We start from the raw sequence: 16297 nt of genomic DNA, 5'->3' as shown, positions 1-16297 counted from the left end.
CAGCGCATTCGCCATGAAACACGCGATGGGCTCGGGGGTTGGCCCGGGAATGGGCGACGACGATGGCGACGGGAAGGGAACACGGCCCGAGAACCCCGAAATCGGTATCGCGACCAAGACGCGCGCCAAGCCCAAGAAGCCCAGCCAATACAAGGTGCTGATGCTAAACGACGACTACACGCCGATGGAATTCGTCGTGATGGTGCTCAAACGGTTCTTCCGGATGGATCTGGACGAGGCGACGCAGGTGATGCTCCACGTTCACCAGCGCGGCGTCGGCGTGTGCGGCATCTTTCCCTACGAAGTCGCGGAGACGAAGGTGAACCAGGTGATGGATTTTGCCCGGCAGAACCAGCACCCGCTCCAGTGCACGCTCGAAAAGGCCTAGGCTACCGCACCTCCAAACCCGCAGATGACGCGGCTGCGGTTTCCCGCTAGGGCCACCGGCATCCCGCCCGCCTTTCACTGGAACAGTCTTGCCGTTCTCTTCGCGTCTCGACCGATACATCTTCCGGCTGACCATCGTGCCATTGCTGGCCGTGTTCGTGCTTGCCGCGTCACTTTTGGTGCTCGACCAGATGCTGCGCCTGTTCCGATTCGTCTCGACCGAGGGCGGGCCGGTCGGCGTCGTCTTCCAGATGCTCGGCGCGCTGCTGCCCGATTATGCGAGCCTGGCGATCCCGCTCGGCCTGCTGCTCGGAACGCTGTTCGCCTTCCGCCAGCTATCGCTTTCCAGCGAGCTCGACGTGATGCGTGCGGTCGGCCTCAGCTATCTGCGGCTGCTGCGCGTGCCCTATGCAATCACGATCGCACTGATGGCAATCAATGCGGCGCTGGTTTTCTACGTCCAGCCGGTCTCCAAATATTTCTACGAGGAGCTGCAGTTCGACCTGCGCTCGGGCGCACTCGGTGCATCGATCAAGGTCGGCGAGTTCACGACACTGGCGGATCGGATGGCCCTGCGGATCGACTCGAGCGAGGATTCGGGGCGCGAGCTGAAAGGCATTTTTGCCCGGATCAATGCCGCGGATGGCCAGGTGCTCTCGATCAGCGCGCGTGAAGGGCGCTTCCTGTCGACCAGCGACGATCCCGACACGATCATCCTGCGCCTTTCCGAAGGCACGATCGTGCAGGACCCCGAAGGTCAGTCACCGCGCGTGCTCAGCTTCACCCTGCACGACCTCCCGATCGATCTGCCCGCGATCGAGAGCTTCCGCCAGCGCGGCGAGGGTGAAGCAGAATACATCCTGCCCGAACTGCTGCGGATCGGGTGGAGCGATTCCTCGAGCGAAGACCAGCGCAATGCCAGCCAAGCGAGCTTCAATTACCGAATGGTGGAGCTGGCGATGATGCTATTCATGCCCTTGCTCGCGGTCGCGCTGGCGGTCCCCCCCAAACGGTCGACCAGCGCGCTGGGCGTGTTCGTCGCGGTGGTGCTGGTGGTCGCCTATCACAAGGTCAACCAGTACATGCAGGACTTCGCCTCGCTCGGCCGGATCGACCCGACATTGGGTCTGTGGGGGCCCTTCGTGGTGTTCGTAGGGCTGATCCTGTGGTGGTTCTGGCAGATCGCCTATGTGCCGGGGGGGCAGCCCATCGGCGCATTGGAAAATGCGTTCGCTAAGATCGTGAAGCGGATCGGCAAGGTGCTGCGCCCGCGCCGCCGGTCGGACGCCTTCCGCGCCGAGCAAGCGAGCTAGGCGACCGGACATGCCCCTGGACTTTTTCCCCTCGCGCACGCTGACGCTCTATCTCGCCAAGATGTTCGCCCTGCGCATCCTCGCAGTGCTGGTGATGCTGGTGCTGGTGCTGATGATGCTCGACCTGCTGTCGACCAGCGGCGAAATCCTGGCCGTGCCGGGCAACAGCGAAGCGGAGCTGTGGCTCTATTCCAGCCTGCGCGTGCCGCTGCTGATCCAGCGCTTCCTGCCCTATTCGGTGCTGCTCGCAACGATCATCACGCTCGTGACGCTGAACCAGAACAGCGAGGTGATCGCGATGAAGGCCGCCGGGCTCTCCGCCCATCAGGTGCTCGCCCCGCTGCTGTTCACCGCGCTGCTCGTCGCGGGCACCAGCTTTGCTTTCAACGAGCGGGTGGTGACCCGCGCGGCGGGTGAACTGAGCGCGTGGGAGGATACCGACTTCGGCGCGCTGCCCGATGGCCCCACCGGAAGGGGCGCGATCTATCTGGTCGATGGATCGAATATCCTGTCCGCGCGCAGTTACGAACGCGGCGGCCAGGCACCGCAGCTGCGCGATGTTACCTACTACCGGATGAGCCCCAGCGGCGAGATCACCCAGCAGATCGACGCCCCGGTCGCGATCCACGGGGATGAGGGGTGGGCGATGCAAATGCCGCGCGTGCTCACCATCGGCACGGCGAGCGTCGCGGAACCCGGCCAAGTCATGGTCGCACCCGATATTACCCCGTCGCAGATCGAACTGACGAACATCGACCCGACCGCCCAACCCTTCTGGCAGCTGGACGATTCGATCCAGGCCTATCGCGCCGCAGGACGCGATACCGGCGAACTGGAGGCCAATTACTGGCACAAGATCTCCGGCCCGCTTTCGGCGGTCCTGATGCCGCTGCTGGGCGCGGTGGCGGGCTTCGGCCTCGCCCGGTCCGGCCAGCTGTTCATGCGCGCGGTCATCGGGATGGCGCTGGGCTTTGCCTATTTCGTTCTGGACAATGCTGCGCTCGCGATGGGCAACTTCGGTGGCTACCCACCCTTTCTTGCTGCATGGGCACCGTTCTTCCTGTTCCTGCTGATCGGCGAAACGGTACTCGTTCGCACAGAGGAATGAGGCCGCCCCACGAGGATGCATGGACGATCCGCCTGGCCCGCAAGGCCGACGCGGAGGCCATGCCCGCGATAGAGCGGGCCGCGGGCACGATGTTCGCGCGGATCGAAGCGCTTGCGGAGATCGCAGGTCAGCACACCGTCCCGCTCGACAGACTGCTACGGTATATCGCGCGTGGCCATTGCCTCGTCGCCGTTCACGAGGGAGCCCTGATCGGCTTCATCGTAACCGAGCCATTCGGGCGCGAGTTGCATGTGTGGGAGTTCAACGTGCATCCGGACTGGCAGGGGCGCGGCATTGGTGCCGCCCTGTTGCGCGGGTGTATGATCGATGCGGGCAATTCCGGCTTCACCGCGTTGACCCTCACCACGTTCGATGAAGTCCCGTGGAATGCGCCCTTCTACCGCAGGCTCGGCTTCGCGGATCTCGATGCCGACGCTCACCCACGCCTCGCCGAAGAGCTGGCCAAGGAATACGGCCACGGCATGCCCACCGGATCTCGCGTGGCGATGATCCGTGAATTGCCATGAAGAAGACCGGGCTCAGCCCTGTTTCGTTCCGCCCGGGCGCTTGATCATCGTGCTGCGCGCAATCCGGCCGACCAGCACCAGCATCCCCGGGTGGTTCGCCCCTTCGTAGGTCGAACCCGTGCCCAGCTCACCTGCAAGGCGGCGGTGCGCTTCGGGCAGGTCGTGATAGGGCATCGAGGGCATCAGGTGATGCAAGGCGTGATAGCGCAGGCCGACCGGCGCCCAGATTTCCGCCGCGATGCCGGGCGGGGGCACATTGACCGAGTCGAGGAACTGTGCCGTCACGGTCATCTCCTCGCCCTCGTTCTCCCACAGATGCGCGACCAGCGTGCGCAGCTGGTTGAGCAAGGCGGTGAGCGAAAGAACGGCGAGTGCGATCAGCAGCGGTCGCCAGCCAAACGCCAGGGGGCTGGCCAGCAGGGCGATGGCCCAGACGCTTGCGCCAGCTTCCTGCCAGCGGACCCGCTTGGCAAAAGCCCCCTCGGGCGCCTTGCGGCGGAAATCGGGGTTGATCGACAGCGACGAAAGCCGCTGCCACGTAAACCGGCGCACCGCAGGGATGACCACGCCCAGCGGCACCAGCACCGCAAAGCGGAACAGCAGGGCGACCGGCGCCAGCAGCGCAACCGCGACGAACAGCGGCAGGCTCCACGGCTTCATCAGCGCCAGCGGCAGGTATTCGGGATCTTCCATCGTCCCATACTGCGTGCGCTTGTGATGGATCGTATGCACGCCTTCGTACATGAAGCTGGGCGTCAGCAGCGGTATCCCGACAAGCAGGTTCCAGCCCGTCCGAAATCCGGGCAAAGCCTTGCGGTGGATATGCGTGAGTTCGTGGATGAACATTTCGGCGCGGTAGAACGCCAGCGCACCGACAAGCCCTGCCACGATCTGGATGGCGAGGTTGCCCGAGAGGATCGTGACCGCAACACCTGCGTAACCCAGTGCGGCGGACAGCAGCATGTCGGGCCAGTAGACCGCAGGTTTTGCGTCGCCCAGTCCCTTGGTCAGGTCACGCGCGGCGCGCAGCATGGCCTTGTCGTCTTCCGCCATGAACTGCACGCGGGTCGCGCGCGTAGGCGGGGTCTGTGCCGATGGCTGGGGCTGGGCTGGATCGATTGTTTGGTGCATGGTCATGATCGTTTATTTCGAAGAAGCGTAATACTGCACTTCTCTTGGCGAGCCAAATGCAGCCTCTCGGCCAGTGTGATCGACTGGCTTGCGTCCAACGCAAACGAGGGACACTGAGGCCACGGATGAGAACCAGAAACAGGGCACGCAAGTGAACGACACAGCTACCGGAACCCAAAGCGCCAACGCGCAGACCGGCGAAATAGTGATCGAGCCCGTAACCGACAAGCGCGGGCGAGCGGCTTTCGTCGATCTCGGGCGGCGTTTTGCCGCGCAAGTGCCGCATTCAGTGCCGCAGATGCGCTCCGAGCAAATCGAACTGGTCACGCCGGGCAAGAACCCCTTTTTCGGTCATGCCGACGTGCAGCTGTTCATTGCCTATCGCGCAGGAGAACCCGTCGGACGGATCAGCGCCCATATCGACCATCTGGCGCTGGACGTGCCGGCAGAGCAGGGCCTCGGGCCCGGGACCGGCATGTTCGGCTATTTCGATGCGGATGACGAGGCGGTGGCGGGCGCGCTGCTCGATCGGGCGGAAAGCTGGCTGCGCGACAAGGGCATGACCCGCGTGCTCGGCCCGATCTCGATGTCCGTCTGGGAAGAACCGGGCCTGCTCGTGCGCGGGCAGGATCATTCGCCGATGCTGATGATGGGCCACCACCCGGAGCATTACGCAGGCTACATCACGGGCCACGGCTACGAACCGGCGAAACGTCTCTATACCTACGATCTCGATATCACGCAGAGCTACCCGCCGCTGGTCCAGCGGATCGTCAAGTCGGGCGAACGCAACCCGCGTATCCGCGTGCGGCCGGTCGATCTCGACCAGTACCAGCGCGAGATCGCGATCATCCTCGAAATCCTCAACGATGCGTGGTCGGACAACTGGGGTTTCGTCCCTCTGACCGATGCGGAAGTCAAACATACCGGCAAGAAACTGCGCCCGCTGATTCATCCGCAACTCAACCGGATCGCAGAGCTGGATGGCGAGCCGGTCGCCTTCATGATGACGCTGCCCGATGTGAACGACCTGTTCGCACGTACCGGCGGCAAGCTGTTCCCCTTCGGCTGGCTAACGACCCTGCGCTGGCTCAGAACGCCGCGCGGTGCCGGCATGCGCGTGCCGCTGATGGGCGTGCGCAAGCGGCTGCACAATTCGCGCCTCGCCAGCCAGCTTGCCTTCATGATGATCAGCGAAATCCGCACCCATGCGGCAGGCGAATTCGAATCGAAACGGGCCGAGATCGGCTGGATACTCGAGAACAATCAGGGAATGGTTGCGATTGCCGACACGCTCAATAGTTCGATCAACCGCGAATATCTGATCTATCAGAAGAGCTTGTGACGGAACACGAGCGGCCCTTGCGTCGTTCGATTGGCTGACCCTGCCACCGCAGGGGCCCCTCGGAGAATCACCCACATGCCGCCCGACGGCACTTCTGCACCAAAAACCCGCAAGATCGGCCCCGTACTGATCGTCGAGGACGATGCCGCACTCGCGCTGGCCGTGGAGGATTCCCTGCTGGCAGCGGGTGCGCGCGATGTCGTGATCGCCGCCAGCAGCGCGCAGGCGCTCGAAACGCTGCGCGACCGCCAGTTCGATACCGTAATCCTCGACGTCCATCTGGCGGACCGCGGCGATGGCTGGGCGATTGCCGAGCTGATCCGCGCGTTGGGCAGCGGCAGACCCAAGGTCATTTTCGCGACCGGCGCGCCCGCAGAAATCCCCAAGGACATCGCGGACCTCGGCACCGTGCTCGCGAAACCGTACGATTTCGACGAGCTGGTCGGCCTGGTCGCCGCGCGGGAGCGCAGCTCGATCCTGGCCCGCCTGCGCCGAGATTGAACGAAAGCACCCGCGCATCCCGCATCGCACGCACGGTCACCACGCAAAAACACGATCACCGCGCAAAAAAAAAGGCCCTCGATCCGCTTGGGAGCGGAACGAAGGCCTTCGGGATCGTATCACCGGCCGCTTGGACGGGAGGGGGGTCTCGGCGGTGACATAGAGGAAATGCCCCGCCCTTCGAGGGGTTCCTTGAGCATTGAAAAAATTTTCGTCGGGCGCCATTTGCCCGATCATATTCCGGAATTGGCGTTCCAGAAGCAGTCTTGGAACCGGGCTGTGTGCCAGACGTTGCGGGTAAGGTTCAGACGGGAAAGAAAAAACATGTCTATTGGTGAAAATGTTGCTGCGAACCTTCCCTACCTGCGTCGCTACGCGCGCGCGCTGACGGGGTCGCAGCAGACCGGCGACGCCTTCGTACGCGCGACGCTGGAGGCCGCGTTGGCCGACGACGATCTCAAGGCCTCGCTCGAAGGCGGGCGCGTGCCGCTCTACCGCGCTTTCAACAAGGTGTGGTCGAACGCCTATCTCGAAGTGTCGGCCAATGATGCCGACGGCGCCGATCTGCCCGACGATGTCGAGGCGGACCGGCTGCAGACGGTCACCCCGCTCAATCGTCAGGCACTGCTGCTGACCACGCTGGAAGACTTCACGATCGAGCAATCGGCCGAGATCATGGAAATCGCGCCCGAAGAGGTCGAGAAGATGGTTCAGGATGCGATCGCGGAGATCGACCGCGAATCCGCGACCAGCGTGCTCATCATCGAGGACGAGCCACTGATCTCGATGCAGTTGGAAGATCTCGTTCGCGGCCTCGGCCACGATATCTGCGGCACCGCCGCGACCCGCACGCAGGCGCAGGAAGTCGTCGCCGAAAAGACGCCGGGCCTCGTGCTGGCGGACATTCAGCTGGCCGACGGCTCCTCGGGCCTCGATGCGGTGGACGATATCCTGAGCATGGGAAGCGTGCCGGTGATCTTCATCACCGCTTATCCCGAGCGGCTGCTGACCGGCGACAGGCCCGAACCGACCTATCTGGTCACCAAGCCGTTTCAGGAAGCGACGGTACGCGCGGCGATCAGCCAGGCACTGTTCTTCAATGCAAACCGAGACAGCGGGTCCGCCTGAGGGCAGGCTCGACCGAACGGACATCAGATCGAACAATAGTTAGGGGCGTCGCGATTGCGGCGCCCTTTTCGTCTGTCGGCCTTCGTTATTCCGAAATGTCCGCAGGTCGAGGAGGCAAGGCATCGGGCGCATGGGCGCTCTTTATGCTGGCCCGCTCATCTTTGCCCGTGTGCTCAATCGGTCGGCATGTCGTCGGTGAGCCGCTTGCTTTTCGCGCGCATCCGGAACTCGGTGGGCTTGCGCACCGGCACCCGCAGCACGCAACGCACGCCTTCGGGCGCGAAGTCGAGGTCGACCGGGTGCTTCAATTCGTGCGCGACAATCTTCTCGATCAGCTCGGTGCCGAACCCGCGCGAACGTTTCTGCGAAACGGGTGGCCCGTTGCCTTCCTGCCAGACCACTTCGACCAGTTCGTCGCCCAGGCGCGTCCAGTGGACCGACAGCTTGCCATGCTCGACCGATAGCGCGCCGTATTTCGAGGCATTGGTCGCAAGTTCATGGATCGCAAGGCCGAAGGAAAGCGCGTCATTGGGTGCCAGATCGACTTCTGGACCCTGCAGGTCCAGCATCGCTTCTGCGCTATTGGCATAGGGAGCCAGCTCCGCCTCCAGCACCGCCAGCAGCGGGGTCGTGCCCCATTCGGACTGGGTCAGCAGGTCATGCGTAGCCGACAGCGCCCGGATGCGCCCGTCGAGCCCGCTCGCAAATTCCTCAAGCGAGGTGGCCCGGCGGCGGGTCAGTGCGACGATCGACAATACATTGGCGAGCGTGTTCTTGACCCGGTGGTTGAGTTCGCGGGTCAGCGAATTGCGGATCGAGTTCTGCTCCGCATAGAAGTCCAGCGCCACCTGATCCTCGTGCGCCTGCTGCGTCAGGAGACGCGCGACCAGCATCGACAGGCTGGCCACTGCGATGCCGAACAACAGCGTAATCATCGAAAGCAGCGACAGCGCGTCGCCACGCGAGGATTCCACCTCGACCGTCATCGGCCGGTCGGCCAGCTGAACCTCGATCCGGGTGACATTGCCGGTAATGCGGCCGGGCGCGTGCGATGCCACCAGATTGGCGGGCGCCGCCTCGCCATCGTACAGGCGCACGCCGCGTTGACCGACCAGCTCGCGCGTCAGCACGGAATCGAGAAATTCCTGGGAGTTGAAAGGGCTGTAGACAAAGCCGCGAATGAGTTCGCGCTCGGTGCCCGGTTCGAACACCGGCATGAAGACGATGAAGCCCAGGTTCCCGGTATCGCGATCGCGGATCAGCTCGATCGGTCCGCTGGCGGTCGGGCGACCGGTCCGGATCGCTTCCTGCATCGCGTCGCGCCGGGTCTCTTCGGAATACATGTTGAACCCGAACGAGCGGCCCGAGGATGCCGGTTCGAAAAACGTGACCGGAACCGCGAAATTGCTATCCGGCGCTGGCCGCGGGCTGATCGTGAATGGGGTGCCGGTGTCGGACGCGACCATGCGTTCGAAAGCGCCGATCTGCCGGCGCGGCACAATCGGTGCCCATCCGATGCCGATCGATCCGCGATAATCCGCATCCAATCGCAGCTCGGTCGCAAAACGGCGAAACAAGTCCGCGGGGACACGATCCAGCGAAGTGATGAGCGATGCGCCCGCGATCAGGTAGGATCCACTGGTATTGACCCGCCGGTCCAATGAAGAGGCGATTACCTGCGCAGTTTCGCCCAGCGTTGCCTGCTCGCGCCGCCGCTCCCCGCGCTCGATCGCAAACACGCTCAAGGCGGTGATCGCCGTGATCAACAGGAAGATGATCACCGGTACCGCACGCGGATAGTGAATCAGCCAGCGCCTGAATCGACGAATGGGAAGAGCAGTCTCGGACGCCACGTTTGCTCCGGTTGGTGTCTGGTTGCCCGCGCGTCCGGCGGTGAGTAATCTAATGGTTACCTCAAGGGAACCACGTGCGTGCGGCAACGTTCCTGTTGTCTTGGATCGATTATGGGAAGGGTAGGCTTGGGTTTCGGCAACCGAAGGCCCATGTAAGCCATCAATCATGGACGAAAAAGACAACCAGAAAGCTGACGCCGCACCCAAGCAGGGTGCCCGTGCGGATAAGAACGACGTGGATTCGCCGCAGTGGACGGATTCCTTGCGCAGCATGTACGACTCGGTCGTGGACGAGCCGATCCCTGATAGTTTCAAGGATCTGCTCGCGCAGCTGGACGACAAGCCGCAGGCGCAAGGCTCCGACAAGGGTAAGGACACGGCATGAGCGGCCATCCAGCACCCGCCGCCGAGCCCGCCGAATTCAAGCGTGAGCTGACCAGCGTCGTTCCCCACCTGCGTGCCTTCGCGCGCGGCCTGTGCGGCCGCCCCGACATGGCCGACGATCTGGTGCAGGAAACGCTGATGAAGGCCTGGGCCGCGCAGGAGCGATTCGAGCCCGGTACCAGCATGCGCGCCTGGACCTTCGTGATCCTGCGCAATGCCTATCTCACCGACATGCGCCGGAATCGCTTCCGCGGTGAATACGACGAGAACGTTGCCGAACGGATTCTGACCGCACCTGCCGGGCAGGAGGAGCCGATTCACCTGTCGGACATGCACCGCGCCCTGCTCACCTTGCCGCCCGAGCGGCGCGAGGCTCTATTGCTGGTCGGCGCGGGCGGTTTTTCTTACGAGGAAGCCGCCAATATCTGCGGTTGTGCAGTCGGCACGATCAAGAGCCGGGTGGGCCGCGCGCGCGCCGCGCTCAACGCGATGCTGACCGATGGCGACATTCCGAAACGCTCGATCGACGACGACACCGCGCATCGCGCGATCCTCGAAGAGCTGGACGATGTGGCCGCCGGCAATGGCCTCGCCGAACCAACCAATGGGCGCGCCTGACCTCAGCCGGCCCGGCGCGCGCTCAGGAGCGTGACGGGCACCATGAGTAAAGGCACCAGCAGCGATACCGGGGGCGCCCGGGCCGAAGGGATCGAAGGCGCAGCCACGAACGAGCCGAAGGATCGCGCCAAGAGCGGCGCGTCCAAGAAGCGTACCTTGCTGGCGGAACAGGAACTGCGCCTGCTCAGCACGCTCGTGGTGTTGCTGGGCGTCGGGCTGTTCCTCGCTCTGCCATTCGTCCTGTCGATCGGATCGGTGGTCTTCCTGCCGCTGACCACGGCCATCATCCTGACCGTCCTACTCGCCCCGCTGGCGGATCGCCTGTCGTCGTGGGGGCTCCCCAACATGCTCGCATCGGTGCTGGCGCTGGTGATCTTCGTCGCCATCGTCGTGCTTGCCTTCGGTGCAATTCTGCAACCAGCCTTCACGCTGTTCGACAGGCTGCCCGAACTGATTGAGCAGATCGGCACACGTTATCAGGAACTGCAAAGCGAATTCGCCTGGCTGGCCAATGCCAACGACAGGCTGGCGGAACTCGCAGGCCAGTCGGGCGCAAACGAAGTGGTGCTCGCCGGCCCTTCGGTGTTCCAGCAGGTCGCGATCAGCGCGCCGGTGCTCCTGCTGGAAGTGATGCTGACCTTCCTGATGGCCTTCTTCATGGTCGAAGCACGCGGACGTTTGCGCCGCAATATCCTGTTCGGCCGCACCACCTTCGGCACCAGCGTCAAAGCCGCCCGGGTGCTGCGCGAGGTGCAGGATCGCGTAGCCGCCTACATCCTCACGGTCGCATGGATCAATCTGGGCGTCGGCATCGTCGTGGCGCTGGGCGCTTGGGCGTTGGGCCTGCCCGCGCCAATCATGTGGGGCGGGCTCGCCACCTTGCTCAACTTCGTACCCTATGTCGGCCCCCTCGCGATGACCGCACTGCTGACGCTGTTCGGCCTCGGCACCGCGGATACGGTGTTGATCGGCCTGATCCCGGCGATCGCCTACGTGACGCTCCATGTCTTCGAAGCGAACGCGATCACTCCTGCGATCCTGGGACGACGCTTCACCATGAACCCGGTGATGATCCTGCTCGCCTTTTCCTATTTCACCTGGATCTGGGGTGCGATCGGCGCGCTGCTATCGGTCCCGATCCTGCTGATGCTGACCGCCTTCTTCGACCATATCGGGCGTCCCAATCTGCTCGGCTTCATTTTCGGCGAGCCGCTGTTCCCGACTCCCCTGCTCGAGTCCGACCCAGAGGTGGCACCTCCCGATAACGAGACGCGCCCCGCCTGAGGGCCGCATGAGAAAAGGGGCCGGACCGCAACCGGTCCAGCCCCTCTTATCGATTACATCAAGCCTAGGCTTACTGCGGGTAGGTCCAGGTCTTCCCACGGGCGAGGTTCTCGCTCGCGAAGCCCCAGTCCAGTTTGTTCTCGGTCACAGCCTTCAGATAGGCCGGACGCGCGTTCTGGTGGTCGAGATAATAGGCGTGTTCCCACAGATCGATCACGAGCAGCGGATTGACGCCGTCCTGATCGGCGAGCGTGTCGCCATCATGGGTTTCCTCGATCGAGAGCTTGCCACCCTTTTCGGCCAGCCAGACCCAGCCGCTGGCGAAGTGGCCTGCACCGCGCTCCTGCAGCTTTTCCTTGAGCGAATCGACCGAGCCGAAAGCGCTTTCGATCATGCTCTTGAGCTCATCCGACGGAGCGGATTCGTTGCCCGCCATCGAGTGCCAGTAGAAGCCATGGTTCCAGCTCTGCGCGGAGTTGTTGAACAGGCCCTGGTCGCTACCGCGGGCCGCGGCGATGATCGCTTCGAGCGGCTTGTCGGCATGGTCGGTGCCTTCGATCGCCTTGTTGGTCTTGTCGATGTAGGCCTTGTGGTGCTTGCCGTGATGGTAGCTGAGCGTTTCGGCCGAGACGGCGGGCGCAAGCACGTCGTCGGGATAGGGCAGCGGGGTTACTTCAAAAGCCATTGCGGTTGTCTCCCGTTATTTGGGTTGGGGTTAGCTGTCGTTTCATCAACGCGCGGGCGCGTTATCCGTTGCATCATTTTCGCTCGTTTCGCGGTCGGTCGCACTGGCGAGCGCCACATCGGCGGTGACATTGGCCAGCGTGCGCATGATGTCGGGCAGCATCTCGACCGCCACCAGCAGCGCAAGCGGCTCCACCGGCACGCCCATGGCAAGCGCGATCGGGCCGATCGAGACGACGAAACTGATCGTGCCCGGCAGGCTGACCGATCCGATCGAGATGACGAACGCCACCGCGAGGCCTGCGAGCATCGCGGTCAGACTCAGTTCGATCCCGAACAGATGCGCGACATAGATCGCGACCGCGAGGTTCATTGCAGGGCTGGTGGCGCGAAAAATCGCAACCGACAGCGGCAGGACGAAATCGGCGACATTCTCGCTTATGTCGAGCCGCCGCGCGGTGGCGAGCATGGCAGGCAGGCTCGCGAGCGAGCTCTGGGTCGAAATCGCGACCGCCTGCGCTGGCAGCATCGCGCGCGCAAAGCGAACCGGGCCATGGCGCACGGCGCCAACCACGAAGGCCGCGACCAGCACGATCCCGCCCATCGCCGCCACGGTCAGGATATAGTGAAGCAGCGTCAGGAAGGCCGCATCGCCCCCCGCGCGCACCGCTACGCCCAGCGCCAGCGCGAAAACGCCGACCGGGGCGAGCCACAGCACCCAGCCGATCACCAGCAGCATGGTGTTGGCCACCGCCTCGAAGAAGCTGCGCAGGATCGCGGATTGCTCTTCGGGCAACCGCGTGATCGCGACCGCAAACAGCGCGAAGAAGATGGTCAGCGGCAGCATCGCGGTTTCGGCGGCAGCGGCGACGATGTTGGGCGCGATCAGCGATTTGATGAATTCGGCGATGCCGGGCACGTCCTGCGGCTCGACATCGGCGGCGAGCAGGCTTTGCGCGCCATCGGGCGGCGGCACGGTGCCCAGCAGCAGGGGCATGGCGATGATCGTGGCGAGCCCGCTGAACACCAGCGCCGCCGCCACGAAGATCAGCATGCGCCGCGCGGTGGCCCCGGCGCGGGCCGCGCTGGCCAGCTGCGTGATGCCCAGCACCAGCAGCGCGGCGACCAGCGGAATGATCGTCATCTGCAAGGCACGCAGCCATAGCGAGCCGACCGGCTCGCTGAAGGGCAGAATTCGCTCGACCACCGGTTGCCCGGCGATCAGCGATCCCGCGATCAGCCCCGCGACCAGTCCGCCGAAGGTCCACCAGATCGGCAGACGCAAGGTGATGAGCCGCGCGGGTCGCAATGTTTCAGGTGCCGACAAGCTGGATTGCCCCCTTCCCTCTGCCTTCGCGGGCGTCCACAACGCCCCTCACGAGCCCGCTTGGGTAGAGACGACAGGCAAAGGTGTGAAGACCTCTCGATGGCACGCAAGTATTTCGGCACCGACGGCATCCGCGGAGAAACCAACAAGGGCGCGATGACCGCGTCGATGGCGATGCGCGTCGCGCAGGCCGCGGGCGCGCATTTCAGACGCAGCGATCACCTCCACCGGGTGGTGATCGGCAAGGATACGCGCCTGTCGGGCTATATGGTCGAAAGCGCGCTGGTCGCGGGCTTCACCAGCGTCGGCACGAACGTGATTCAGACCGGCCCGCTGCCCACGCCCGCCATCGCCATGCTGACGCGCGAGATGCGCGCCGATCTGGGCGTGATGATCTCGGCCAGCCACAATCCCTTTCAGGACAACGGGATCAAATTGTTCGGGCCGGATGGGTTCAAACTCTCGGACGAGGACGAAGCGGCGATCGAGGCGCTGATCGAATGCGAGCCCGAGCTCGTGCCTGCGAACGCAATCGGTCGCGCGCGCCGGATCGACGATGCGCGTGGACGCTATATTCACGCGGTCAAGCAGTCGGTCAGCGACGATATCCGGTTCGACAATCTGAAGGTCGTCGTCGATTGCGCGAACGGCGCTGCCTATCAGGTCGCGCCGAGCGCGATCTGGGAACTGGGCGCAGAGGTCGTCACCATCGGGGTCGAGCCTAACGGCACCAATATCAACGACGGGGTCGGCTCCACCTCGCTCGATGCGGTCAAGGCCAAGGTCGTCGAAACCGGCGCCGATATCGGCATCGCACTGGATGGCGATGCGGACCGGCTGATCGTGATCGACGAGAAGGGCGAAAGCGTCGACGGCGATCAGATCATGGCCTCGATCGCGACGCGCATGGCCGAAAGGCAGCTGCTGCGCGGCGGCGGCATCGTCGCCACGGTGATGAGCAACCTGGGACTGGAGCGCTATCTGGAAGGCAAGGGTCTGACACTGGAGCGGACCAAGGTGGGCGACCGATACGTGCTCGCCGCGATGCGCGCGGGCGGTTACAATATCGGCGGCGAGCAGTCGGGACACATGATCCTGCTCGACCATGCGACCACCGGCGACGGCACCATCGCCGCCATGCGCGTGCTCGCCAGCCTTGTGCGCTCGAACCGGCCGGCATCGGAAGAGCTGCGCATGTTCGAACCCGTGCCGCAATTGCTCAAGAACGTGCGCTACGAAGGGGCGAGCCCGCTCGTGATGCCTTCGGTGGAACAGGCGATCGCTGAGGCTGAGGCCACGCTCGCGGGCAAGGGGCGACTGGTGATCCGTGCGTCGGGCACCGAACCTCTGATCCGTGTGATGGCCGAAGGCGACGATGCGAGCGAGGTCGAACGGATGGTCGACATGGTGTGCGACGCTGTGCGCGAGGCTGCAGCCTGATATGCTTGAAATGCGACCCGATTGCGAACGCTGCGGGGCGGACCTGCCGCCATCCTCGCCCGGCGCCTTCATTTGCAGCTTCGAATGCACCTTCTGCGCGGCCTGCGCGGAAAACCTCGACGATCAATGTCCCAACTGCGGGGGCGAACTGATGGATCGGCCCACCCGCCCGGCCAAGTTGCTCGCCGACAATCCGGCGAGCACCGAGCGGCGACACAAGGCATGAGCACCCCCACCCCCCCTCGCATCCTGTCGATTGCCGGGTCCGATTCGGGCGGCGGCGCCGGAATACAGGCCGATATCAAGACCATCACCATGCTCGGCGGCTATGCGATGACCGCGATCACCGCGATCACTGCTCAGAATTCGCGCGGGGTGCAGGGCGTCACGCCGCTGACCGGCGATTTCGTGATGGAGCAGGTCGATTCCTGCCTTACCGATTTCGGCGCCGACGCGATCAAGCTGGGCATGCTCCACGATGCCGGGATCATCGGCGCGCTGGCGGGTGGCCTCGCCTCGCTGCCCGAAGCGCAAAACGTGCCCATCGTGCTCGACCCCGTCATGGTCGCGACCAGCGGCGCGCGCCTGCTGCAGGAAGATGCGGTGGAGATCATGCGCGAGCAGCTGTTCCCGCTCGCCACACTGCTCACGCCCAACCTGCCCGAGCTGGAGATCCTCGCCGGAGCCAAGCTGACCGATACGGGACAGATCGTCGATGCGGCGATCGCGCTGGCCGACGCGCATGGCTGCCACGTGCTCGCCAAGGGCGGCCATACCGAGGATGCGCGGGTAATCGACATCCTGTGCGCGCCCGAAGGTTTCCTGATGCAGTTCGACGATGCGAAGATCGACAGCCGGCATACGCACGGCACAGGATGCACATTGTCCGCCGCCATCGCCACGCTGATCGGCCACGGTCAGCCGCTGCACCACGCGATCCGGCTCGCCCGCCAGTTCACCCGCGCAGCGATCAAGAATGCGCCCGGCTTCGGCGACGGTCACGGCCCGATGGGCCATCAGGCCGTGCGCAGGCTGTCGGACTAGTGCGTTCTGGACGACCGACCGTGCTTACGGTGTGCTCCCCTCAACCTCACTGACGGAGGGTGCCGATGGCGACGTATCCGGAATGCAAGGGCACGGGTGACTGCAAGACCTGCAGCGGATTCGGCGACGCCTGACCGCCCGCCCGGCTAGCCCCTCAACTCGTAGAACTCCACGGTCGCCGCCCCACTTCTCGGTCGGCGCCTTCGCACGGAGCAAGCACACC

At 64.3% G+C, this 16297-nt stretch carries 17 protein-coding genes; 13 read left to right on the top strand and 4 right to left on the bottom strand.

The features are described from left to right. Positions 1 to 49 precede the first annotated feature (49 nt). From clpS to AAG612_RS11950, 4 genes are all read left to right on the top strand, one after another. Positions 50 to 388, top strand: a complete 339-nt coding sequence (gene clpS / locus AAG612_RS11965) for an ATP-dependent Clp protease adapter ClpS (protein WP_342511192.1) — start codon at positions 50 to 52, stop codon at positions 386 to 388. Between the two features lie 88 nt (positions 389 to 476). Continuing rightward, a complete protein-coding gene (locus AAG612_RS11960; RefSeq protein ID WP_342510377.1) occupies positions 477 to 1700 on the top strand; it encodes an LptF/LptG family permease in 1224 nt (407 codons plus the stop codon). Positions 1701 to 1710: 10 nt separating this feature from the next. Continuing rightward, complete coding sequence (lptG, locus tag AAG612_RS11955) at positions 1711 to 2808, top strand: LPS export ABC transporter permease LptG (protein ID WP_342510376.1); 1098 nt, start codon at positions 1711 to 1713, stop codon at positions 2806 to 2808. Further along, positions 2805 to 3335, top strand: a complete 531-nt coding sequence (locus AAG612_RS11950) for a GNAT family N-acetyltransferase (protein ID WP_342510375.1) — start codon at positions 2805 to 2807, stop codon at positions 3333 to 3335. The genes lptG and AAG612_RS11950 overlap by 4 nt, the downstream gene beginning before the upstream one ends. A gap of 12 nt (positions 3336 to 3347) precedes the next feature. Here the strand turns inward: AAG612_RS11950 and AAG612_RS11945 are convergent, their stop codons facing one another. Further along, positions 3348 to 4472 carry a fatty acid desaturase family protein gene (locus AAG612_RS11945; RefSeq protein ID WP_342510374.1) on the bottom strand — a complete coding sequence of 375 codons (1125 nt, stop codon included), beginning with the start codon at positions 4470 to 4472 and terminating at the stop codon, positions 3348 to 3350. Positions 4473 to 4617: 145 nt separating this feature from the next. Between AAG612_RS11945 and AAG612_RS11940 the strand changes: the two genes are divergently transcribed. From AAG612_RS11940 to AAG612_RS11930, 3 genes are all read left to right on the top strand, one after another. Then, a complete protein-coding gene (locus tag AAG612_RS11940) occupies positions 4618 to 5811 on the top strand; it encodes an N-acetyltransferase (RefSeq protein ID WP_342510373.1) in 1194 nt (397 codons plus the stop codon). A 75-nt stretch (positions 5812 to 5886) separates the two neighbouring features. Beyond that, positions 5887 to 6312, top strand: coding sequence for a response regulator transcription factor (locus AAG612_RS11935; protein ID WP_342510372.1), 426 nt, complete (start codon positions 5887 to 5889; stop codon positions 6310 to 6312). A 324-nt stretch (positions 6313 to 6636) separates the two neighbouring features. After that, a complete protein-coding gene (locus AAG612_RS11930) occupies positions 6637 to 7440 on the top strand; it encodes a response regulator (RefSeq protein ID WP_342510371.1) in 804 nt (267 codons plus the stop codon). Positions 7441 to 7613: 173 nt separating this feature from the next. Here the strand turns inward: AAG612_RS11930 and AAG612_RS11925 are convergent, their stop codons facing one another. Next, the gene (locus AAG612_RS11925; protein ID WP_342510370.1) at positions 7614 to 9293 is read right to left on the bottom strand and encodes a CHASE domain-containing protein; all 1680 of its coding nucleotides are present in this window, start codon (positions 9291 to 9293) and stop codon (positions 7614 to 7616) included. A gap of 166 nt (positions 9294 to 9459) precedes the next feature. On the opposite strand from AAG612_RS11925, the gene AAG612_RS11920 reads away from it, so the two are divergent. From AAG612_RS11920 to AAG612_RS11910, 3 genes are read left to right on the top strand one after another with little or no spacing between them, the layout of a single operon-like run. Beyond that, positions 9460 to 9678: a NepR family anti-sigma factor gene (locus AAG612_RS11920; protein WP_342510369.1), complete on the top strand. Its 219-nt coding sequence runs from the start codon at positions 9460 to 9462 to the stop codon at positions 9676 to 9678. Further along, complete coding sequence (locus AAG612_RS11915) at positions 9675 to 10295, top strand: sigma-70 family RNA polymerase sigma factor (protein ID WP_342510368.1); 621 nt, start codon at positions 9675 to 9677, stop codon at positions 10293 to 10295. The genes AAG612_RS11920 and AAG612_RS11915 overlap by 4 nt, the downstream gene beginning before the upstream one ends. A gap of 42 nt (positions 10296 to 10337) precedes the next feature. Further along, the gene (locus AAG612_RS11910; protein WP_342510367.1) at positions 10338 to 11579 is read left to right on the top strand and encodes an AI-2E family transporter; all 1242 of its coding nucleotides are present in this window, start codon (positions 10338 to 10340) and stop codon (positions 11577 to 11579) included. Positions 11580 to 11649: 70 nt separating this feature from the next. Here the strand turns inward: AAG612_RS11910 and AAG612_RS11905 are convergent, their stop codons facing one another. Together AAG612_RS11905 and AAG612_RS11900 are read right to left on the bottom strand one after the other, a co-directional pair. Further along, positions 11650 to 12264, bottom strand: a complete 615-nt coding sequence (locus tag AAG612_RS11905; protein ID WP_342510366.1) for a superoxide dismutase — start codon at positions 12262 to 12264, stop codon at positions 11650 to 11652. A gap of 45 nt (positions 12265 to 12309) precedes the next feature. Beyond that, positions 12310 to 13590: a dicarboxylate/amino acid:cation symporter gene (locus AAG612_RS11900; protein WP_342510365.1), complete on the bottom strand. Its 1281-nt coding sequence runs from the start codon at positions 13588 to 13590 to the stop codon at positions 12310 to 12312. 99 nt (positions 13591 to 13689) lie between these two features. Here AAG612_RS11900 and glmM point away from each other — a divergent pair, with 99 nt between their 5' ends. From glmM to thiD, 3 genes are read left to right on the top strand one after another with little or no spacing between them, the layout of a single operon-like run. Next, positions 13690 to 15030 (top strand): phosphoglucosamine mutase, encoded by a 1341-nt coding sequence (gene glmM / locus AAG612_RS11895; RefSeq protein ID WP_342510364.1) that lies wholly within the window; start codon positions 13690 to 13692, stop codon positions 15028 to 15030. A 1-nt stretch (position 15031) separates the two neighbouring features. Further along, positions 15032 to 15256, top strand: coding sequence for a DUF1272 domain-containing protein (locus AAG612_RS11890; protein ID WP_342510363.1), 225 nt, complete (start codon positions 15032 to 15034; stop codon positions 15254 to 15256). Next, the gene (gene thiD, locus AAG612_RS11885) at positions 15253 to 16074 is read left to right on the top strand and encodes a bifunctional hydroxymethylpyrimidine kinase/phosphomethylpyrimidine kinase (RefSeq protein WP_342510362.1); all 822 of its coding nucleotides are present in this window, start codon (positions 15253 to 15255) and stop codon (positions 16072 to 16074) included. The genes AAG612_RS11890 and thiD overlap by 4 nt, the downstream gene beginning before the upstream one ends. Positions 16075 to 16297 lie beyond the last annotated feature (223 nt).

It is taken from the genome of Citromicrobium bathyomarinum, assembly GCF_038594605.1.
Lineage (GTDB): Bacteria > Pseudomonadota > Alphaproteobacteria > Sphingomonadales > Sphingomonadaceae > Alteriqipengyuania > Alteriqipengyuania bathyomarina_B.
The sequence above is the reverse complement of the archived record's forward strand: the minus strand, read 5'-3'. Positions and strand labels throughout refer to the sequence as shown.

Bases quoted from the DNA above. Each gene is read 5' to 3' on its own strand.
- glmM (WP_342510364.1), top strand. From the start codon at position 13,690: ATGGCACGCAAGTATTTCGGCACCGACGGCATCCGCGGAGAAACCAAC.
- AAG612_RS11920 (WP_342510369.1), top strand. From the start codon at position 9,460: ATGGACGAAAAAGACAACCAGAAAGCTGACGCCGCACCCAAGCAGGGT.
- thiD (WP_342510362.1), top strand. From the start codon at position 15,253: ATGAGCACCCCCACCCCCCCTCGCATCCTGTCGATTGCCGGGTCCGAT.
- AAG612_RS11890 (WP_342510363.1), top strand. From the start codon at position 15,032: ATGCTTGAAATGCGACCCGATTGCGAACGCTGCGGGGCGGACCTGCCG.
- clpS (WP_342511192.1), top strand. From the start codon at position 50: ATGGGCGACGACGATGGCGACGGGAAGGGAACACGGCCCGAGAACCCC.
- AAG612_RS11915 (WP_342510368.1), top strand. From the start codon at position 9,675: ATGAGCGGCCATCCAGCACCCGCCGCCGAGCCCGCCGAATTCAAGCGT.
- AAG612_RS11935 (WP_342510372.1), top strand. From the start codon at position 5,887: ATGCCGCCCGACGGCACTTCTGCACCAAAAACCCGCAAGATCGGCCCC.
- AAG612_RS11910 (WP_342510367.1), top strand. From the start codon at position 10,338: ATGAGTAAAGGCACCAGCAGCGATACCGGGGGCGCCCGGGCCGAAGGG.
- AAG612_RS11950 (WP_342510375.1), top strand. From the start codon at position 2,805: ATGAGGCCGCCCCACGAGGATGCATGGACGATCCGCCTGGCCCGCAAG.
- AAG612_RS11905 (WP_342510366.1), bottom strand. From the start codon at position 12,264: ATGGCTTTTGAAGTAACCCCGCTGCCCTATCCCGACGACGTGCTTGCG.
- AAG612_RS11930 (WP_342510371.1), top strand. From the start codon at position 6,637: ATGTCTATTGGTGAAAATGTTGCTGCGAACCTTCCCTACCTGCGTCGC.
- AAG612_RS11945 (WP_342510374.1), bottom strand. From the start codon at position 4,472: ATGACCATGCACCAAACAATCGATCCAGCCCAGCCCCAGCCATCGGCA.
- lptG (WP_342510376.1), top strand. From the start codon at position 1,711: ATGCCCCTGGACTTTTTCCCCTCGCGCACGCTGACGCTCTATCTCGCC.